We start from the raw sequence: 17,870 nt of genomic DNA, 5'->3' as shown, positions 1-17,870 counted from the left end.
TGCCAGCTACAAGCTGCAAGCAAAAGCACCGTGCTTTCCCTTGCAGCTTGCCGCTGCTTCTTTCTATTGAGCCCAACGCAATTGCGTAGGCAGCGGTGAAACAGGTTCAGGTTCCGGCGGCGTGCCGGGTAACGACAACACACGGTTGAGCACTTCGGCTTCCAGCGCCGCCAGGCGATGCGAGCCGCGGGCCCGTGGGCGTGGCAGGTCGACGATCAGATCGAGGCCGATTTCGCCGTCTTCGATCAGGATCACCCGGTCGGCAATGGCCACGGCTTCGTTGACGTCGTGGGTCACCAGCAACACGGTAAAGCCGTGCTTGTGCCAGAGGTTTTCGATCAGTTGCTGCATCTCGATACGAGTCAGGGCATCCAACGCACCCAAGGGCTCGTCAAGCAACAGCAGGCGCGGTTGATGGATCAAGGCGCGCGCCAGGGCCACGCGTTGCTTCTGCCCGCCGGACAGCGCCGCCGGCCACTCATTGGCACGTTCGGCCAGGCCGACTGCTTCCAGGGCGTCTAACGCTTTGTGGCGCCAGTTGCCTTTAAGACCCAAGCCGACGTTGTCGATGATCTTTTTCCATGGCAGCAGGCGTGCTTCCTGGAACATTAACCGCGTGTCTTCAATCGCTTCGCTCAGCGGCGCAGAGCCGGCCAGCAGTTCGCCGCCGCTGGCTTTGTCCAGGCCAGCCAGCAAGCGCAATAGAGTACTTTTGCCGCAACCGCTGCGACCGACTACCGCTACGAACTGGCCGGCAGGAATGTGCAGGTCGATTTCCTTGAGCACTTCGCGCGCACCAAAAGCCTTTCGCAGTTTGCGCACCGCCACGGGAGTCCCCTTCAGCAGGCGCGGGGGTTGTTGAGCTGTCATGCCGCACCTCCTTTATTCACTTGATACGCCGGGTGCCAGCGCAGCCACACACGCTCCAGGCCACGCGCGGCCAGGTCGGCGAGCTTGCCGAGGATCGCGTACATCACAATCGCGAGTACCACCACGTCGGTTTGCAGGAATTCACGGGCGTTCATCGCCAGGTAACCGATACCGGAACTGGCCGAGATGGTTTCCGCCACGATCAGCGTCAGCCACATGAAGCCCAGGGCAAACCGCACCCCCACCAGGATCGACGGCAGCGCGCCGGGCAGGATCACCTGACGGAACAGGCTGAACCCGGACAAGCCGTAGCTGCGCGACATTTCCACCAGCGCCGGGTCGACATTGCGGATGCCGTGATACGTGTTGAGGTAGATCGGGAACAGCGTGCCAAGGGCAACCAGGAAAATCTTCGCCGTCTCGTCGATGCCGAACCACAGGATTACCAACGGGATCAGCGCCAGGTGCGGCACATTGCGGATCATCTGCACCGAGCTGTCCAGCAGGCGTTCGCCCCACTTCGACAGGCCGGTGATAAAGCCCAGGGCCAGACCGATGCTGCCGCCGATCACAAAACCCAGGCCTGCACGCCAGCCGCTGATGGCCAGGTGTGTCCAGATTTCGCCGCTGGCCACCAGGTGGACGCCGGCGGCAATCACTGCGCTGGGGGCCGGCAGGATGCGCGTCGACAACCCGCCCGCCGACACCGACCACTGCCACACCGCCAGCAAGAGAATCGGCAGTACCCAGGGCGCCAGACGATGGCTTAGTTTTTCACAGTTCATGGTGCTGTCTCAGCTCTGTGACGCAGCGTTGGGAAGGATGTCGTTGGCGACCATCTCGCCGAACGGGCTGACGTACCCAGCGCTTTTCGGCAGCTCGGGACGCTCGATATCCAGGTGTGGGAACAGCAGCTCGGCGACGCGATACGACTCTTCCAGGTGTGGGTAACCAGAGAAGATAAACGTGTCGATGCCGAGTGCTGCGTATTCCTTCACACGTTCCGCAACCGTTGGGCCATCGCCCACCAGTGCCGTACCCGCGCCGCCTCTGACCAGGCCGACGCCGGCCCACAGATTGGGGCTGACTTCGAGGTCGTCGCGGTTGCCGCCATGCAAGGCAGCCATGCGTTGCTGGCCGACGGAATCGAAACGCGCCAAGGAGGCCTGGGCACGAGCAATGGTGTCGTCGTCCAGATGAGCGATCAGTTTGTCGGCGGCTTTCCACGCCTCATCGTTGGTTTCACGCACAATCACATGCAAGCGAATACCAAAGCGCACAGTGCGCCCGAGCTTCGCGGCCTTGGCCCGTACCTGTTCGATCTTTTCAGCGACGGCAGCCGGTGGCTCGCCCCAAGTCAGCACCATTTCCACTTGTTCGGCAGCCAGGTCCTGGGCGGCTTCGGAGGAACCGCCGAAGTACAGCGGCGGGCGTGGTTGCTGGATCGGCGGGTAAAGCAGCCTGGCGCCTTTGACGCTGATGTGCTCGCCGTCGTAATCCACGGTTTCGCCTTCCAGCACGCGGCGCCAGATGCGGGTGAATTCCACCGAGGCCTGGTAGCGCTCTTCATGGCTGAGGAACAGCCCGTCGCCGGCCAATTCCTCCGGGTCACCACCGGTGACAAGATTGAACAACGCACGGCCGCCAGAGAGGCGGTCCAGGGTCGCGGCCTGACGCGCGGCCACCGTCGGGGAAATGATCCCGGGGCGCAACGCGACAAGGAATTTCAGACGCTGGGTCACCGGGATCAGCGAGGCAGCCACCAGCCACGAGTCTTCGCAGGAGCGACCGGTAGGGATCAGCACCCCACCGAACCCCAGGCGGTCAGCAGCCTGGGCCACTTGCTGCAGGTAACCGTGGTCGACGGCGCGAGCGCCTTCGGCGGTGCCAAGGTAATGGCCGTCACCGTGGGTAGGCAGGAACCAGAAAATAGTGAGGCTCATGGAGTTGTCTCCTGAAAAATCGGATTACGGCGCTTTGGCAACGGCGGCGGGTGGCGTCCAGATCACGTCCTTGATGCTCAAGGGCTTGGGAATCAATTTGAGTTGGTAGAAGGTGTCGGCGATTTTCTGCTGGGCAGCGACCACTTGCGGGGTCAGGAACAGCGCACCGTAGCCTTGGCGTTTCATCGAGGTCAGGGTGATGTCAGCCGGCAGGCCGAGCAGCGGAGCGACTTGTTCAGTCACTTCCTGCGGGTTGGCCTTGGACCATTCGCCCACGGCGCGCACTTCTTCGATCAAAGCCTTGATCACTTCCGGATTTTTTTCAGCGTACGGCTTGGTCGCCAGATAGAACTGATGGTTGTCGGCGATGCCGGTACCGTCACGCAGGGTGCGCGCTTGCAGTTGTTTCTCGGCGGCGGCCTGGTACGGGTCCCAGATCACCCACGCATCCAGGCTGCCACGCTCAAAGGCGGCACGTGCATCGGCGGGCGGCAGGAACACGGTCTGCACGTCGGTGTATTTCAGGCCGGCGTCTTCCAGCGCACGTACCAGCAGGTAGTGCACGTTGGAGCCTTTGTTGAGCACGATTTTCTTGCCCTTGAGCTCGGCCACGGATTTGATCGGCGAGTCTTTCGGCACCAGGATCGCTTCGCTGGTCGGCGCGGGTGGCTCGTAGGCCACGTAGAGCAAGTCGGCACCGGCCGCCTGGGCGAACACCGGTGGGGTTTCGCCGGTCACGCCGAAGTCGATGGAGCCGACGTTCAGGCCCTCGAGCAATTGCGGTCCACCGGGAAACTCGGTCCATTGCACGTTCACGCCTTGGGAGGCCAGGCGTTTTTCCAGGGTGCCCTTGGCTTTGAGCAGCACCAACGTGCCGTACTTCTGGTAACCGATACGCAAGGTCTCGGCGGCTTGAGCTTGAACAATGGCGCCGAAGGAAACAGCCGCAGCAAACAGTGCGACCAGACCACGACGCAAGATGACAGTGCGCATGGCGCTCTCTCCAAATGTGCGAATAGGATTTTGGCTGCACCTGCTTGGCCGTTGGCGGCTGAGTAAGGTGAGTGTGACTTGATGTCGGGTACCGCTTAAATGCTCCAGCGAGCACTCAGCAAACGTTCATTCAATACATGCGGGTCCAGCGGTTTCGGGCGACGGGCCATGGCGCTGTAAAGCTGCTCCAGGGCTTCGTGTAAACGGTGTTCTACCGCCGGCACCAACTGTGCCTGGACGCTGCCTTCGGCATAAGCGATCTGGCTGTCCTCGGCAAAAATGCCGTGGAGCAATTCCTGGGCTTTCAGCGCCGACAACACCGGCTTCAAGGCGTAGTCCACCGCCAGCATGTGGGCGATGCTGCCGCCAGTCGCCATCGGCAATACGATCTTGTGGGCCAGGGCGCGTTCGGGCAGCAGGTCGAGCACGGTTTTCAGCGCGCCGGAAAACGAAGCCTTGTAGACCGGCGTGGCAATCACAAGGCCATCCGCATTCGCCACCTGTTGCAGCAGGTCGATGACCTTGGGGCTGTCGAAGCGAGCGTGCAGCAAGTCTTCAGCCGGGAAGTCCCGTATCTGGTAACTCACCACTTCCACGCCTTTGTCTTGCAACCACTGACGGGTTTTATCCAGCAACACCCCGGAGCGGGAACGCTGGCTGGGACTGCCTCCAAGTGTTACGACCAACATGCAGGATTTCCTTGAGCAGGTGTCAGCGGTTCGCTGTGTGGCGATGGCGCCAAGATGGAACAGACCTTATCAGCAGATTTATATATCTTTAAATCTTATTTTTTCATTTGTTTATTCTTTAAATGCATATACAGATTATGAATCTCCGGGCGAAAAAAAGGCCGTAAAAACGGCCTGTAAACCCCTGCTATGTGAGACTTGAAATGCAGCCCGCTCCCACATTGGGCCTGCGTTAACGATTCGGCTGAGGGGCAAGCCGCAGATACGGCTTCACCGCGCGATACCCCTTCGCAAAGCGCTTCTTGATCTCTTCCTTGTCCTTTAGCGACGTCACGATCACCACCTCATCACCGTCCTGCCAGTTGGCCGGGGTGGCGACCTTGTGGTTGTCGGTCAGCTGCAGCGAGTCCACCGGGTCGACCGACAGGGCAATCGCCTTGACGCCGCGCTGGGCATGCCGGCGCTGGAGTCCTGTTCGAAGTCGGGGGCGAGTCGCCCAGTCTTAGGCTCATGGTGTGGCTCCTAGCGAGTGCATATGGAGCCCACTGTGCATGGGTTACGGATTACTTTAAAAGAATAAATACCGATCTATATAGATCATAAAAGAATATTAAAAATCTGTTCATTGGACGTCGTGACGAGCGAGGAGCAACATCGATTTCAAGGTTCGAGAAGGCCTTGAGACGTTGTACTAAAGAGGGAATTCAGGAAGGGCTTACGGGGGTGAGCCCGACTTGTGAAAAAGCAAAAAACCTCGCGCGAGCGCGAGGTTTTTTTTCAACTACTTCACTTAGTCTTACAGGAAGCTATAAGTGTAGTTGAAGATCAGACGGGTCTGATCCTGGTCATGGATACCTGTACCGCTACCACGATAAGCACCATGACGCAGCGTAGTACCGAAGCCCTTAAGCGCGCCTTGCTGAACGGTGTAGTCGATACGCATGTCGCGTTCCCACTCGGATTGATCACCGCCGCCGTTGCTGGCTTTGATGTTGTCACCGTGCAGATAGGCAATCGAGGTTTTCAGACCTGGAACACCCAGCGCAGCGAAGTCATACGAGTATTGACCGAAGGTAGTGTTTTCACCCGCGCGAACGAAGGAGTTGATCATGCTGTCGGTGAACAGATAGAAGCTTGAACCACCAGCACCCTCGTTACGGCCGTTACCGTCAACAACGCTACCTTGGTTCAGCCAAACAAAACCGCCGTCATCGTTGACGCGCTGATGGCCGACCATGAAAGCACTGCCACCCAAGGCGTAGGTGAACATGGCACTCCAGGTTTTGTTATCAACCTCGCCAGTGTTCTTAGCGTAGCCACCGTTGTTGTTGAAGCGGTACCCAGCTTGACCATTCTTGCCATCGGAGCTGCTGTCGAAGTAGCGCAAATCGGTCTTGAACGATTGACCTTCGCTGATCGGGTAAACGTGCACCAGACCGAGGAACTGCTGCTTGTAGTAGTCTTCCAGATTCGAATAGTAGTACTGCAGGGTCAGGTCTTTAGTGACCTTCCAGTCAGCGCCACCAAAACGGAACTGGTTGCTTTCCTTCGTACCGCCGTTGACAGCCAAACCGGTGCTGTTGCTCGAAGCACGGCCAGTGGCGTGCTCAAGTTGACCGGCGTTGAAGGTCACATTGTCGATTTCTTTGGAGGTGATGGTGCCGCCTTCAAAGGTTTGCGGAAGCAGACGGCCGTCGCTTGCAATCAGGATCGGCAGGTTTGGAGCCAGTGCGCCCCCCAAATGCGCTTCAGTCTTGGAGAAGCGGGCCTTGACGTTGGCGCTCGCGCTGCTCCAGCTGCTTACGGCAGAGCCGTCGGTATCGCTTGGAACGAAAGAGTTGCTATCTGGGTGATGGCCACGACCGCCGTCCAGGTGGAAACCCACCAGCGCCTGTGCATCAATCCCAAACCCAACCACGCCTTGAGTGAAACCAGACTGGTAGTTGAACTTCAAGCCTGTGGCTGTTTCGCGCTGGTCCACACCACGAGCACTGCGCTGGTTCGCGCTGAGCGCGTCACGCTGGTCGTTATTGAAATACAACGTTCGGGAACTGACGCTTGCCTTGCTGTCTTCGATAAAACCGGCAGCGCCTGCGTGCTGGGCGATGGCGCCCAAAGCTACAGCCAAAGCCAAGGTGGACTTCTTCATGTACCGCTCCTCTCGTTTCTAATTTTTGTAGTTCTTTGGTCTCGGGTCTGACGCCCTCGATCCACAGATGCGCGATTAGCACCGCATAGTGACTGACAAGTCAATCGTAACCTTGTGTGTCTACTACCTTCGTCTAACCGCAGTTGATTTGGTCCCTGCAGGGTAATGAGCTTTCCATACACCCAAAAAGAATTGCTTCATTCTTTTTTATACGATTAAGGAATAAAAGTTTTCGTGGTACGAGCCAGCCTACGTTGGCTGAACGTTACAAAAGCTATTCCTAAAGGGTATTTACCAGCGCACTTTTAGACCGTTTAGTCTGACTGTACGTTTTCATACGTCACTCACGATCAAAAAAGCGACGCCATGATGGCGAAACGCACATCCTCCCGTCAATTTGTTACAGTTTTTGTATCTCTAATACTTTCTTTTGATGTCAAAGCCGCTGATTTAACGGTGTGCCTGCCATCGTATCGGCTCTGATCAATACTTCTGAAGTGATAGAAATGAGAAGGGGCTTGCTCCCGATAGCGGTGAGCCAGTCAAGTACTATCGACTGACACTCCGCCATCGGGAGCAAGCCCCCCTCTCACACTTTGACCTGCTTGACCGCCGAAATCGGGCCTACAAAGCCTTCTCAAAAATCTTCGAATTACGCTGATAGTTGTACAGCGAAGCCCGCGCCGAGGGCAGACGGTCCACGCTGCTCGGCACAAAACCGCGCTCACGGAACCAGTGGGCGGTGCGGGTGGTGAGGACAAATAACGTCTTCAACCCTTGCGCCCGCGCTCGGGTTTCGATGCGTTCCAACAACACATCACCCCGCGCGCCGTGGCGATATTCCGGGTTCACTGCCAGGCACGCCAGCTCACCTGCATCCGAATCTGCGATCTGATACAGCGCTGCACAAGCGATAATCATGCCCTCGCGCTCCACCACGCTGAACTGCTCGATCTCACGCTCCAGCACTTCCCGCGAACGGCGCACCAGGATGCCCTGCTCTTCCAACGGGCTGATCAGGTCGAGCAAGCCGCCCACGTCTTCAATCGCCGCTTCGCGCACCAGTTCAAATTGCTCCTGGGCCACCAGCGTACCGCCGCCGTCACGGGTAAACAGCTCGGTGAGCAAAGCGCCGTCTTCGGCGTAGCTGACGATATGGCTGCGCCCTACTCCACCCCGGCAAGCTTCTGCGGCGGCGTCGAGTAATTCGGCCTGGTAGTTGTTGCCCAGGCGCTGCAGGTGGGCCGGCACTTGTTGCGGGCGCAGTTCGCGCACCAGGCGACCATTTTCATCGATCAGGCCCAAGTCGGCGCCGAACAGCAGCAGCTTGTCGGCACCCAAGTCGATGGCGGCGCGAGTAGCGACGTCTTCGCAGGCCAGGTTGAAGATCTCACCAGTGGGCGAATACCCCAGCGGCGACAACAGCACGATGGAGCGCTCGTCCAGCAGGCGATTAATACCCTTGCGGTCGACCCGGCGCACTTCGCCGGTGTGGTGATAGTCCACGCCATCCAATACGCCGATAGGGCGCGCGGTCACGAAGTTGCCGCTGGTCACGCGCAGGCGCGAGCCCTGCATCGGCGACGAGGCCATGTCCATCGACAGGCGCGCTTCAATGGCGATACGCAGGTGGCCGACCGCGTCGATCACACACTCCAGCGTCGCCGCATCGGTGATGCGCATGCCTTCGTGGTAAGTAGGGGTCAGGCCACGCGCTTCGAGGCGCACTTCGATCTGCGGGCGCGAACCGTGCACCAGCACCAGTCGCACCCCCAGGCTGTGAAGCAGCACCAGGTCGTGGACGATATTGCCGAAGTTCGGATGCTCCACACCATCGCCAGGCAGCATGACTACAAAAGTGCAGTCGCGGTGGGCGTTGATGTAAGGGGACGCGTGACGAAGCCAATTAACGTAGTCGGGCATAGAACCTGGGCCTGTAATAAAAAGCAGCCGAAAAAGGATGAATCGTGAAAGCGCACAGCGGGCTGATGGTTATCGTCGGAACAGGCTTGGCGACACGCTCACTCTCCTTATGTACGAATGGGCAGAGGTTAATTTATGCAGGCTTCAGGCAGTAATGTTCGATCAGTTCCCGCAATAGACGCACTGTAGGCGTCAAGCGTGACATTTCGAGGTACTCGCCCGGCTGATGGGCGCAAGCGATGTCGCCAGGGCCAAGTACCAGGGTTTCACAACCAAGGCGCTGAAGATAAGGCGCTTCGGTGCCGAACGCCACTGCTTCAGCACGATGACCGGTCAATCGTTGCGCAACCCGCACCAGCTCGGCGTCTTCGGCTTGCTCAAACGGCGGCACTTCGGGGAACAACGGCGCATAGTCGATCTTGACCTTGTGCCGCTCGGCCAAGGGTTCAAGCTTGTGCCGGATAGCCGCGCGCAACACCTGCGGGTCCATGCCCGGCAAGGGCCGCAGGTCGAACTCCAGGGAACACTGGCCGCAGATGCGGTTAGGGTTGTCCCCGCCATGGATGCAGCCAAAATTCAGGGTCGGCTGTGGCACGCTGAATTGCGGATTGCGGTACTCACGTTGCCAGGCCAGGCGCAGCCCGCGCAGTTCGCCCATGGCGTCATGCATGGCTTCGAGGGCGCTGTGGCCCAGGCTTGGGTCCGACGAATGGCCACTCTGGCCGAGAATGTCGATGCGCTCCATCATCACGCCTTTGTGCAGGCGGATCGGCTTGAGCCCGGTCGGTTCACCGATCACCGCCGCGCGGCCCAACGGGCGCCCTGCCTCGGCCAGCGCGCGGGCGCCGGACATGGAACTTTCTTCATCGCAGGTGGCGAGAATCAGCAGCGGTTGCTTGAACGGTTGATCCAGTAGCGGCAGCACCGCCTCAATCGCCAGAGCAAAAAAGCCCTTCATGTCACAACTGCCCAGTCCTACCCAGCGGCCGTCGACTTCCGTCAGTTTGAGCGGATCAGTCTTCCACAGCGCGGCGTCATAAGGAACGGTATCGCTATGGCCGGCCAACACCAGGCCACCGGGGCCGCTGCCGAAACTGGCGAGCAGGTTGAATTTGCCAGGGCTGACCTGCTGGATGTCAATGGCGAAACCCAAATCGCCCAGCCAGGTGGCAAGCAGGTCGATCACCGGGCGGTTGGTCTGGTCGAGAGACGCTTGGGTGCAACTGACCGACGGCGCGGCAACCAATGCGGCGAATTGCTCTTTCATGGACGGTAATGGCATTCGCGGTCTCCCAACTTCCCGGATGAGTCCCACTATAAAGGCATCTGCACGACACAATAAACCGTTGCGGCACGTTGCCGGGCTCAGTCCTGTACACTGCACGACCTTGGCAGCCACTCTTTTTCCCGGCTGCGCTCCCGATCCTGGATTTTCCGGCCATGCAGAAAGAAACCGAAATCAAGCTCCGCGTCAGCCGCGAAACACTCGCCGCGCTGCGTGAGCACCCGTTACTGAAAAAACGCAACAAAAGTGGCTGGGAACGCCGTGAGTTGATGAACCAGTATTTCGACACCCCCGAACGCGACCTGGCCCAGGCCAAAGTCGCCCTGCGCCTGCGCAAGGACGGTGACGACATCATCCAGACCCTCAAGACCCGCGGTCAGAGCGTCGCCGGCTTGTCGGAACGTAACGAATACAACTGGGACCTGCCCAAAGCCAAGCTCGACGTGAAGAAACTCGACGGCGAATGCTGGCCCGAGCAACTGGCCGAGCTGGACAAAAAGACCCTCAAGCCGATCTTCACCACCGACTTCGTGCGTGAACGCGCCGAAATCGCCTGGGGCCGTGGCAAAGCCAAGGTGGTGATCGAAGCCGCTTTGGACCTGGGACACGTGGTGGTTGGGAAGCAGAAAGAAGAAATCTGCGAGCTGGAACTGGAACTGCGCGAAGGCGAACCGGCTGCCCTGCTGGAACTCGCCGCCGAGCTGGCCGCGACCCTGGCGCTGATGCCTTGCGACATCAGCAAGGCCGAGCGTGGCTACCGCTTGTATGACGCCAGCAGCTACTCGTTGAGCCTGCCAGCGCCGCAGATCCACGCCGAAATGCCGTTGGACGATGCCTTCGCTGCGATCATGTGGCACCTGCTCGGCAGCAGCCAACGCCTGGCCGAGCAATACCGTTTCAATGGCCACTGGCGCCTGTTGCAAGACTGGGTCGACACCCTCGGCGAACTGCGCGCCCTGATCGGCAGCCTCGGCCAGGCCGCGCCGCGTCAATCCACCAGCGAACTGCGCAGCGCACTCGATGCCCTGCTGGAAGACTGGCGCCCACTGGTACAAGCCGGTGACGACGATGAAGACATCCGCAAAGCAGCGCCTGAGCAGTTCGTCGAAGAGTTGGAAGACGTGCGCTGGGGCCAGTTCTCACTGAGCGCCTCGCGCTGGCTGCTGGCTCGCACCTGGACCGCCGACCGCAATGTGCGTGGCAACCGCCAGGGCGCTGCGCAAATCACCAACTGGCTGCCACGCCTGCTGGCCGACGATGCAGTCGCCCTGCAATTGCCGCGCTACCAGCAGCAACCGGAAGACCTGGCTGAGCAACTGCCGCGTATCGAACGCATCCAGGCCTGGCTGCACCATGCGCGTAACGTGGTCGACATTCTGGAACTGGACCGCCTGTATGGCGAGCTGAACAAGTTGGCGCAACTGGCCAACCAGCCGATCACCGATGAGTCGCTGGATGCGCGGATGCATCAGGCGATTGCGGTGTATCAGAACCGTGCCTGGAAGACTTTGCTGCGTCTGTAATTTAAAGGACGCCTCGGTCAAAGTGTGGGAGCGGGCTGGCTCGCGAAAGCGGTGGATCAGAAACACATTCGGTGACTGACACGCTGCTTTCGCGAGCAAGCCCGTTCCCACAAGGTCAGCGCAATACTGGCAGGCTGGTCGTGGACTTGATCTCGGATAGCGCCACAATCGAATTGACCTCCTGAATCCCCGGCACCATCGACAGCTTCTCGAAGAAAAACCGCTCATACGCTTCAATGTCCGAAGTGACAATTCGCAACAGAAAATCCACCGCCCCCATCAGCACATAACATTCCAGCACTTGCGGAAAGCCGCGAATCGCTTCGGTGAACTCAGTGAAGTTGGAACGGCCGTGGGCGTTGAGTTTGACCTCGGCGAATATCTGCGTGTTGAGACCGATCTTCTTGCGATCGAGCAAGGTGACCTGGCCGCGGATCACCCCCTCTTCCTTGAGCCGCTGGATGCGCCGCCAGCACGGCGACTGGGACAGGCCCACCTGCTCGGCAATTTGCGCACTGGAGAGCGAGGCGTCTTCTTGCAGCAGGGCCAGGATACGGCGGTCGTAGGCGTCCAGCTCGCTGTGCATAGAAATACCTTATAAGGTGCTTATCTTGAATTGATTGATTCGATTATTCGCAAAACAGGCGCATCTTAGATAAAAAATCTCCCAGGGCAAATGTAAAAATTTCTCCAGTCAAATCCGGAGATTTCCCATGCACGCCGTCGAAACCACTCACCCTGTCACTCGCACCGATGCGTGGTCCACCAACAACGCCCATTGCCAGGCGCATTACCAGATCGTCGCCGAGGCGGAGCCGGATGCGCTGTGCCGAGTGCTCAACTATTTCGCGATGCAGTTTTTGACACCGCGATACGTCACAGTGAATAGGGAGGATGACGTGCTGAACATCGGCATCGTGATCGACGGCCTGAGCTGGCACCGCGCCCAGGTGATCGGTGAAAAGATTCGAAACCTGATCAACGTGTGCGAGTTGGATGTGTGGTCGGCAGACTCTACGGGGCTTCAAACGATGGTGGCGGGCGCTCGGTAAAAAGCTGCAATACACCCTGGGAGGCAAATATTCAGGGGCTGGCTAGCCTGGGATTTACGCCCACTGCCCCCAGGAAAATCTTCATGCCCGTTGACCAACGTTTGGAGTTGCATCAGCTGTTGCCGGCTTTGGTCGACGGAAAACTGATCACACCCGAGGTTGCGCAACGCTTGTCGGCGCTACCGGCCAGTAACACCCAGCATCCCTTGGAAAGCATCGCAGCCCTTGGCCCCAACCTGGAAACCCTGACCGAATGGCTTGCCCAGCATGCAGGGCAACCTTACTTGCGTATCGACCCGCTGAAGATCGACGTGGGGACGGTCGTGCCGCTGATGTCCCACGCCTTCGCTCAACGCCACGCCATACTGGCGGTGGCGGTGGACGCACAGACCGTCACCGTCGCCAGCGCCCAGCCCCACGTCATCAGTTGGGAAGCTGGGCTCGCCCAGGTGCTCAAGCGCTCGATCAAGCGAGTGGTCGCCAACCCCCAGGACATCGCCCGCTGTATCGGCGAGTTTTACCGACTGGCGAAGTCCGTCAGCGGCGCCGATCAAAAGGTCGCGGCGCCTGGCCATGTGGACCTGCTCAACCTTGGCGCCAGCGACCAGGAGCCTGATGCCAACGACGCGCATATCGTCAATATCGTCGACTGGCTGCTGCAGTACGCCTTTGCCCAGCGCGCCAGTGATATCCATATTGAACCGTGCCGTGAACAGGGCCGTGTGCGCTTTCGCATCGATGGGCTGCTGCATGACGTCTATCAGTTTCCGCCCCAGGTCACGATGGCCGTGGTCAGCCGCCTGAAGAGCCTGGGCCGCATGAACGTGGCGGAAAAACGCAGGCCACAGGATGGCCGGGTCAAAACCAAAAGCCCGGCGGGGGCGGAAGTCGAGCTGCGTCTTTCCACCCTGCCGACAGTATTTGGCGAGAAACTGGTGATGCGGATTTTCGACCCTCAGGTGCTGCTCAAGGGCTTTGACCAGTTAGGCCTGTCCAGTGAGGACCAACAACGCTGGCTCGCCATGACTGGCCAGGCCAACGGCATCATCCTGGTCACCGGCCCTACGGGTTCGGGCAAGACCAGCACCCTGTACACCACGCTCAGGCAACTGGCGACCCGGGAGGTTAACCTGTGCACCGTGGAAGACCCGATCGAGATGGTCGAACCCGCGTTCAACCAGATGCAGGTGCAACACAACATCGACCTGACCTTTGCCAGCGCCATCCGCGCCCTGCTGCGCCAGGACCCGGACATCATCATGATCGGTGAAATCCGCGACCAGGAAACCGCTGAAATGGCGATCCAGGCCGCGCTGACCGGGCATTTGGTGCTATCCACACTGCATACCAACGATGCACCCAGCGCTATCAGCCGCTTGCAGGAGCTAGGCATTGCTCACTATTTGATCAAGGCCACCTTGCTCGGCGTAATGGCGCAGCGGTTGGTGCGGGTTTTGTGCCCTCACTGCAAACGTGCGCTGGGTGAGGTTCATGAGGCCGTCGGGTGCGTTGAATGCCGAAACAGTGGTTTTCGGGGGCGAGCCGGCGTTTACGAAATCATGGTATTGAACGAAGAACTCAAGGCGCTGATCACGCCCGGCGCCGACGTGCAGGGCCTGCGCCAGGCAGCGGTTGCACAAGGCATGTGCAGCCTGCGCAGCGCTGGTATGCAAAAAGTCGAAGCGGGGCTGACCACCATGGCGGAAGTATTGCGGGTGACCCCTGGGGATTCGGTAACAAATCCTTTGTTTGTTACGCGGTGAAACCGTTCTTATCGGTGACAACACCGTTACAATCGGCCGAACGTCGTTTCACTGACACCATCAGATAGGGAATCGCTATGCAGATCGGAACCGTACTGCTTCTTTTTGTGGGCTTGGCCATCGCCATCCTGCTCATGGGCTTCAAGGTCGTACCCCAAGGGTACCAGTGGACGGTCGAGCGTTTTGGCCGCTACACCAACACCCTCAAACCTGGCCTGAACATCATCATCCCGGTCATGGACCGCATTGGTCGCAAGATCAACGTGATGGAAAGCGTGCTGGACATCCCGCCCCAGGAAGTGATCACAGCCGACAACGCCGCCGTGCAGATCGACGCCGTGTGCTTCTTCCAGGTGGTCAACACCGCCCAGGCGGCTTATGAGGTCAATAACCTCGAACACGCCATCCGCAACCTGCTGCAAACCAATATCCGTACTGTGCTCGGCTCCATGGAGCTGGACGCCATGCTCAGCCAGCGTGACGGTATCAACGAAAAACTGTTGCGCACCGTTGATGAAGCTACCGCGCCATGGGGCATCAAGATCACCCGTATCGAGATCAAGGACATCAGCCCACCCGCCGACCTGATGGCAGCAATGTCGGGCCAGATGAAAGCCGAGCGGATCAAGCGTGCGCAGATCCTGGAGGCCGAAGGCCTGCGGGCGTCGGCGATCCTGACAGCAGAAGGCAAGAAGCAGGCACAAATTCTTGAGGCCGAAGGTGGGCGCCAAGCTGCGTTCCTGGAGTCTGAAGCCCGTGAGCGTCAGGCTGAAGCTGAGGCTCGTGCGACTCAAGTCGTTTCCGAGGCGATCGCCACCGGTAACGTTCAAGCCATCAACTACTTCGTCGCGCAAAAATACATCGACGCCCTGGGCAAGCTGGCGTCGGCCAACAACAGCAAGGTCATCCTGATGCCGCTGGAAGCCAGCCAGGTGATCGGTGCGGTCGGCGGTATCGGCGAGATCGTCAAGGCAACGTTCGACAACAAGAAAGGCTGAGGCCAGCACAATGTGGGATTTCCTGCAGCATTTGTCGTTCTGGGATTGGCTGGCACTGGGTACGGTGCTGTTGATCCTTGAAGTATTTGGCGCCGGTGGGTATCTGTTGTGGATGGGTATCGCAGCGGCTGCCGTGGGCGTGATCAAATTCCTGGTGCCGCCCCTGGGGCTGGAGTGGCAGTTGCTACTGTTTGCCGTGTTGTCGATCCTGACCGCGGTGTATTGGTGGAAGCGTCAGCGCAGCAGCGCCAAGGCGAGTGACCAGCCCGGGCTGAACGAACGCGGCTCGGCGCTTATCGGCCGCACGTTTATCGTGCATCAGGCGATCGTGGACGGCCGGGGCAAAGTGAAGGTCGGCGATGGCGTGTGGATGGTGACCGGCCCGGACAGCCCTATAGGCGCCCAAGTCCGGGTGGTCAACCAGGAGGGCGTGGTGTTAAAGGTTGAAACTGTTTAGTCAGTGATGGAACTCGGCTGGGCTATCTACAATCATAATTCACAGATAACCCACCGGAGTCACCCATCATGCGTCTCAAATATGCTGTCGCTACCCTTGCTGTGCTTTCCCTCCCTGTCGGTTCAGCCATGGCCGACAGTTTCTGGCGCAATATCATCTCGTCGGGCGCCACTACCGGCTCGACGTACCTGACGTTCAAGGACCACAAGCTGGTGGTTGCCGCGCAAGACGACGCCGGCAGCTTTGTTGCCAGCGACGGCGGCATCCGTGGTCCATACCTGGAAGCCGCAATGCAGAAAGTCCGCGCCGATAACCCTGGCCTGCAGGCCACGGATATGGAACTGGCCAACGCCATCCTCGCGAAAAACGCCGTTACCGAGTGATTTCATCGCTCTGAAAAATGCCGCTGCTGAAGCGGCATTTTATTGCCCGCGTTTTAACCCGCAGTATGACAATTCATTCACGGACGACAGGCTATATTCAGTCAGCCCGTGCAACCATGCCGGTACTGATACCTCGCCTACTCATCGCCAATCTGAAACGGATGCCTTCGTCGTCATGAGCCAACAGCCCTTCCTGCCGTTTTCCAAACCTACCATTGACGAAGCCACCATCTCGGCGGTTGGCGATGTATTGCGCTCGGGCTGGATCACCAGCGGGCCGAAAGTGCAGGCATTTGAGGCTCAGTTATCTGAATACTTTGGCGGCCGCCCGGTGCGTACCTTCAACTCGGGCACCTGCACCATGGAGATTGCCTTGCGCATTGCCGGTATCGGGCCGGGCGATGAAGTCATCACCACGCCGATCTCCTGGGTTGCCACGGCCAACGTGATCCTGGAAGTCGGCGCTAAGCCAGTGTTTGCCGATATTGACCCGATTACCCGCAATATCGACCTGGCCCAGGTGGAGGCTGCGATTACCCCGCGCACCAAGGCTATCATCCCGGTGTACCTCGCTGGCCTACCCCTGGACATGCCGATGCTGTATGCACTGGCCAACAAGTACAACCTGCGTATCGTCGAGGATGCTGCCCAGGCGCTGGGATCAAGCTGGGATGGCGAGCGTATCGGCGCCACCGGGGATTTTGTGTCGTTCAGCTTCCAGGCCAACAAGAACATCACCTCTTCCGAAGGCGGCTGCCTTGTGTTGAACAATGCCGAAGAAGCGCGGCTGGCAGAAAAATACCGCCTGCAAGGCGTTACCCGCACTGGCTTCGACGGCCTGGATGTGGATGTGCTGGGTGGCAAGTTCAACATGACCGACATCGCCGCAGCCATCGGCTTGGGGCAATTTGCCCATATCGAAAAGATCACCGCTCACCGCCAGAACCTGGCGCGGCACTACTTCAAATGCTTTGGCGATGACTTTGAAGCGCAATACGGCGCGCAACTGCCGCCGGCTGATTTCGAAAACAGCAACTGGCACCTGTTCCAACTGGTGCTGCCGGAGCGTCAGGACGGTCTGCCGGCACGCGCCACATTCATGGAGCAGATGCAGGCCCGCGGCGTCGGCATTGGCTATCACTACCCGCCGATCCATCTGCTAAGCCTTTATCGGGCGCAGGGGTTCAAGGAAGGCATGTTTCCGGTGGCGGAAAAGGTAGGGCGTTTGATCGTGTCATTGCCGATGTTTACGGCGATGACAGAGGCGGATGTGGAGCGGTCGGTGGCAGCCGTGAAGGCCGTCTTGAAAGCGAGCTGAAAAATCTGGCTCACCACAACCAAATGTGGGAGCTGGCTTGCCTGCGATGCCGGCACCTCGGTGTATCAGTGATACCCAGGTGATGCAATCGCAGGCAAGCCAGCTCCCACACTGATTTGCATTGTTGTAACTCTTTGCGTTTACTCGCCGATGGCGGCTTTGTAACCGGCCGCATCCAGCAGTTTTTCCAGATCAGTCGGGTTGCTTGGCTTGAGCTTGAAGATCCACGCGCCGTACGGGTCGGAGTTCAGCAGTTCAGGGCTACCGCTCAGCTCCTCATTGACTGCAATCACTTCGCCTGCAACCGGGGCGTAGATATCCGAAGCAGCCTTCACCGACTCAACCACCCCCGCCTGGCCTTCGGCTTCAAACGTAGCGCCAACTTCAGCCAGTTCAACAAACACCACATCACCCAACGCTTCCTGGGCATGGTCGGAGATCCCGACGGTCACGGTGCCGTCAGCTTCCAGGCGTGCCCATTCGTGGCTTTCGGCAAAACGCAGGTCGGCAGGGATATCGCTCAT

At 59.1% G+C, this 17,870-nt stretch carries 17 protein-coding genes and 1 pseudogene; 7 read left to right on the top strand and 11 right to left on the bottom strand.

The features are described 5' to 3' along the window. Positions 1 to 63: 63 nt before the first annotated feature. The 9 genes and pseudogenes from ssuB to argE all read right to left on the bottom strand — a co-directional run bounded on the left by ssuB (position 64) and on the right by argE (position 9,849). Positions 64 to 870, bottom strand: a complete 807-nt coding sequence (ssuB, locus tag AACY30_RS10300; RefSeq protein WP_339540258.1) for an aliphatic sulfonates ABC transporter ATP-binding protein — start codon at positions 868 to 870, stop codon at positions 64 to 66. Beyond that, positions 867 to 1,655 carry an aliphatic sulfonate ABC transporter permease SsuC gene (ssuC, locus tag AACY30_RS10295; protein ID WP_339540257.1) on the bottom strand — a complete coding sequence of 263 codons (789 nt, stop codon included), beginning with the start codon at positions 1,653 to 1,655 and terminating at the stop codon, positions 867 to 869. The genes ssuB and ssuC overlap by 4 nt, the downstream gene beginning before the upstream one ends. 9 nt (positions 1,656 to 1,664) lie before the next feature. Continuing rightward, on the bottom strand, positions 1,665 to 2,813 hold the full coding sequence (gene ssuD / locus AACY30_RS10290) for an FMNH2-dependent alkanesulfonate monooxygenase (protein ID WP_339470960.1): 1,149 nt from the start codon (positions 2,811 to 2,813) through the stop codon (positions 1,665 to 1,667). Between the two features lie 24 nt (positions 2,814 to 2,837). Next, positions 2,838 to 3,806, bottom strand: coding sequence for a sulfonate ABC transporter substrate-binding protein (locus AACY30_RS10285; protein ID WP_339540256.1), 969 nt, complete (start codon positions 3,804 to 3,806; stop codon positions 2,838 to 2,840). A gap of 95 nt (positions 3,807 to 3,901) precedes the next feature. Beyond that, a complete protein-coding gene (gene ssuE, locus AACY30_RS10280) occupies positions 3,902 to 4,495 on the bottom strand; it encodes an NADPH-dependent FMN reductase (RefSeq protein ID WP_339470963.1) in 594 nt (197 codons plus the stop codon). A gap of 232 nt (positions 4,496 to 4,727) precedes the next feature. After that, positions 4,728 to 4,907: pseudogene (locus tag AACY30_RS10275) on the bottom strand (peroxidase); the annotation flags it as partial. A gap of 384 nt (positions 4,908 to 5,291) precedes the next feature. Next, positions 5,292 to 6,644 (bottom strand): OprD family outer membrane porin, encoded by a 1,353-nt coding sequence (locus tag AACY30_RS10270; protein ID WP_339540255.1) that lies wholly within the window; start codon positions 6,642 to 6,644, stop codon positions 5,292 to 5,294. A 624-nt stretch (positions 6,645 to 7,268) separates the two neighbouring features. After that, positions 7,269 to 8,567 carry an amino-acid N-acetyltransferase gene (argA, locus tag AACY30_RS10265; RefSeq protein WP_339540254.1) on the bottom strand — a complete coding sequence of 433 codons (1,299 nt, stop codon included), beginning with the start codon at positions 8,565 to 8,567 and terminating at the stop codon, positions 7,269 to 7,271. Between the two features lie 133 nt (positions 8,568 to 8,700). Then, entirely contained in the window at positions 8,701 to 9,849 is a 1,149-nt protein-coding gene (gene argE / locus AACY30_RS10260; protein WP_339415190.1) for an acetylornithine deacetylase, read from the bottom strand. 158 nt (positions 9,850 to 10,007) lie between these two features. Between argE and AACY30_RS10255 the strand changes: the two genes are divergently transcribed. Then, on the top strand, positions 10,008 to 11,375 hold the full coding sequence (locus AACY30_RS10255; RefSeq protein WP_339470965.1) for a CYTH domain-containing protein: 1,368 nt from the start codon (positions 10,008 to 10,010) through the stop codon (positions 11,373 to 11,375). A 115-nt stretch (positions 11,376 to 11,490) separates the two neighbouring features. Here AACY30_RS10255 and AACY30_RS10250 read toward each other — a convergent pair whose 3' ends face one another. Then, complete coding sequence (locus AACY30_RS10250) at positions 11,491 to 11,961, bottom strand: Lrp/AsnC family transcriptional regulator (RefSeq protein WP_305456475.1); 471 nt, start codon at positions 11,959 to 11,961, stop codon at positions 11,491 to 11,493. Between the two features lie 127 nt (positions 11,962 to 12,088). Between AACY30_RS10250 and AACY30_RS10245 the strand changes: the two genes are divergently transcribed. The 6 genes from AACY30_RS10245 to AACY30_RS10220 all read left to right on the top strand — a co-directional run bounded on the left by AACY30_RS10245 (position 12,089) and on the right by AACY30_RS10220 (position 17,346). Continuing rightward, the gene (locus AACY30_RS10245) at positions 12,089 to 12,427 is read left to right on the top strand and encodes a hypothetical protein (RefSeq protein WP_339540253.1); all 339 of its coding nucleotides are present in this window, start codon (positions 12,089 to 12,091) and stop codon (positions 12,425 to 12,427) included. A gap of 83 nt (positions 12,428 to 12,510) precedes the next feature. After that, positions 12,511 to 14,190, top strand: a complete 1,680-nt coding sequence (locus AACY30_RS10240; RefSeq protein ID WP_339540252.1) for a GspE/PulE family protein — start codon at positions 12,511 to 12,513, stop codon at positions 14,188 to 14,190. 77 nt (positions 14,191 to 14,267) lie between these two features. Then, the gene (locus AACY30_RS10235; RefSeq protein WP_339436175.1) at positions 14,268 to 15,188 is read left to right on the top strand and encodes an SPFH domain-containing protein; all 921 of its coding nucleotides are present in this window, start codon (positions 14,268 to 14,270) and stop codon (positions 15,186 to 15,188) included. Positions 15,189 to 15,198: 10 nt separating this feature from the next. Then, positions 15,199 to 15,645, top strand: coding sequence for an NfeD family protein (locus AACY30_RS10230; protein WP_339540251.1), 447 nt, complete (start codon positions 15,199 to 15,201; stop codon positions 15,643 to 15,645). 68 nt (positions 15,646 to 15,713) lie between these two features. Beyond that, positions 15,714 to 16,028, top strand: coding sequence for a DUF2388 domain-containing protein (locus AACY30_RS10225; protein WP_339415183.1), 315 nt, complete (start codon positions 15,714 to 15,716; stop codon positions 16,026 to 16,028). Between the two features lie 175 nt (positions 16,029 to 16,203). Further along, positions 16,204 to 17,346: a DegT/DnrJ/EryC1/StrS family aminotransferase gene (locus AACY30_RS10220; RefSeq protein ID WP_339540250.1), complete on the top strand. Its 1,143-nt coding sequence runs from the start codon at positions 16,204 to 16,206 to the stop codon at positions 17,344 to 17,346. A gap of 140 nt (positions 17,347 to 17,486) precedes the next feature. Here the strand turns inward: AACY30_RS10220 and gcvH are convergent, their stop codons facing one another. Then, a complete protein-coding gene (gene gcvH / locus AACY30_RS10215; protein ID WP_065874433.1) occupies positions 17,487 to 17,870 on the bottom strand; it encodes a glycine cleavage system protein GcvH in 384 nt (127 codons plus the stop codon).

Source organism: Pseudomonas sp. RA_5y_Pfl1_P24, assembly GCF_963970945.1.
Lineage (GTDB): Bacteria > Pseudomonadota > Gammaproteobacteria > Pseudomonadales > Pseudomonadaceae > Aquipseudomonas > Aquipseudomonas tritici.
Note: the sequence above shows the minus strand (reverse complement) of the source record. Positions and strands in the feature narration are given on the sequence as shown.

What these genes read in the sequence shown, in the direction of transcription:
- AACY30_RS10245 (WP_339540253.1), top strand. Translation starts at nt 12,089, where the DNA reads ATGCACGCCGTCGAAACCACTCACCCTGTCACTCGCACCGATGCGTGG.
- ssuE (WP_339470963.1), bottom strand. Translation starts at nt 4,495, where the DNA reads ATGTTGGTCGTAACACTTGGAGGCAGTCCCAGCCAGCGTTCCCGCTCC.
- AACY30_RS10220 (WP_339540250.1), top strand. Translation starts at nt 16,204, where the DNA reads ATGAGCCAACAGCCCTTCCTGCCGTTTTCCAAACCTACCATTGACGAA.
- AACY30_RS10250 (WP_305456475.1), bottom strand. Translation starts at nt 11,961, where the DNA reads ATGCACAGCGAGCTGGACGCCTACGACCGCCGTATCCTGGCCCTGCTG.
- ssuB (WP_339540258.1), bottom strand. Translation starts at nt 870, where the DNA reads ATGACAGCTCAACAACCCCCGCGCCTGCTGAAGGGGACTCCCGTGGCG.
- AACY30_RS10225 (WP_339415183.1), top strand. Translation starts at nt 15,714, where the DNA reads ATGCGTCTCAAATATGCTGTCGCTACCCTTGCTGTGCTTTCCCTCCCT.
- AACY30_RS10230 (WP_339540251.1), top strand. Translation starts at nt 15,199, where the DNA reads ATGTGGGATTTCCTGCAGCATTTGTCGTTCTGGGATTGGCTGGCACTG.
- AACY30_RS10270 (WP_339540255.1), bottom strand. Translation starts at nt 6,644, where the DNA reads ATGAAGAAGTCCACCTTGGCTTTGGCTGTAGCTTTGGGCGCCATCGCC.
- gcvH (WP_065874433.1), bottom strand. Translation starts at nt 17,870, where the DNA reads ATGAGCGATATCCCTGCCGACCTGCGTTTTGCCGAAAGCCACGAATGG.
- ssuD (WP_339470960.1), bottom strand. Translation starts at nt 2,813, where the DNA reads ATGAGCCTCACTATTTTCTGGTTCCTGCCTACCCACGGTGACGGCCAT.
- AACY30_RS10285 (WP_339540256.1), bottom strand. Translation starts at nt 3,806, where the DNA reads ATGCGCACTGTCATCTTGCGTCGTGGTCTGGTCGCACTGTTTGCTGCG.
- ssuC (WP_339540257.1), bottom strand. Translation starts at nt 1,655, where the DNA reads ATGAACTGTGAAAAACTAAGCCATCGTCTGGCGCCCTGGGTACTGCCG.
- AACY30_RS10235 (WP_339436175.1), top strand. Translation starts at nt 14,268, where the DNA reads ATGCAGATCGGAACCGTACTGCTTCTTTTTGTGGGCTTGGCCATCGCC.
- argE (WP_339415190.1), bottom strand. Translation starts at nt 9,849, where the DNA reads ATGCCATTACCGTCCATGAAAGAGCAATTCGCCGCATTGGTTGCCGCG.
- AACY30_RS10240 (WP_339540252.1), top strand. Translation starts at nt 12,511, where the DNA reads ATGCCCGTTGACCAACGTTTGGAGTTGCATCAGCTGTTGCCGGCTTTG.
- argA (WP_339540254.1), bottom strand. Translation starts at nt 8,567, where the DNA reads ATGCCCGACTACGTTAATTGGCTTCGTCACGCGTCCCCTTACATCAAC.
- AACY30_RS10255 (WP_339470965.1), top strand. Translation starts at nt 10,008, where the DNA reads ATGCAGAAAGAAACCGAAATCAAGCTCCGCGTCAGCCGCGAAACACTC.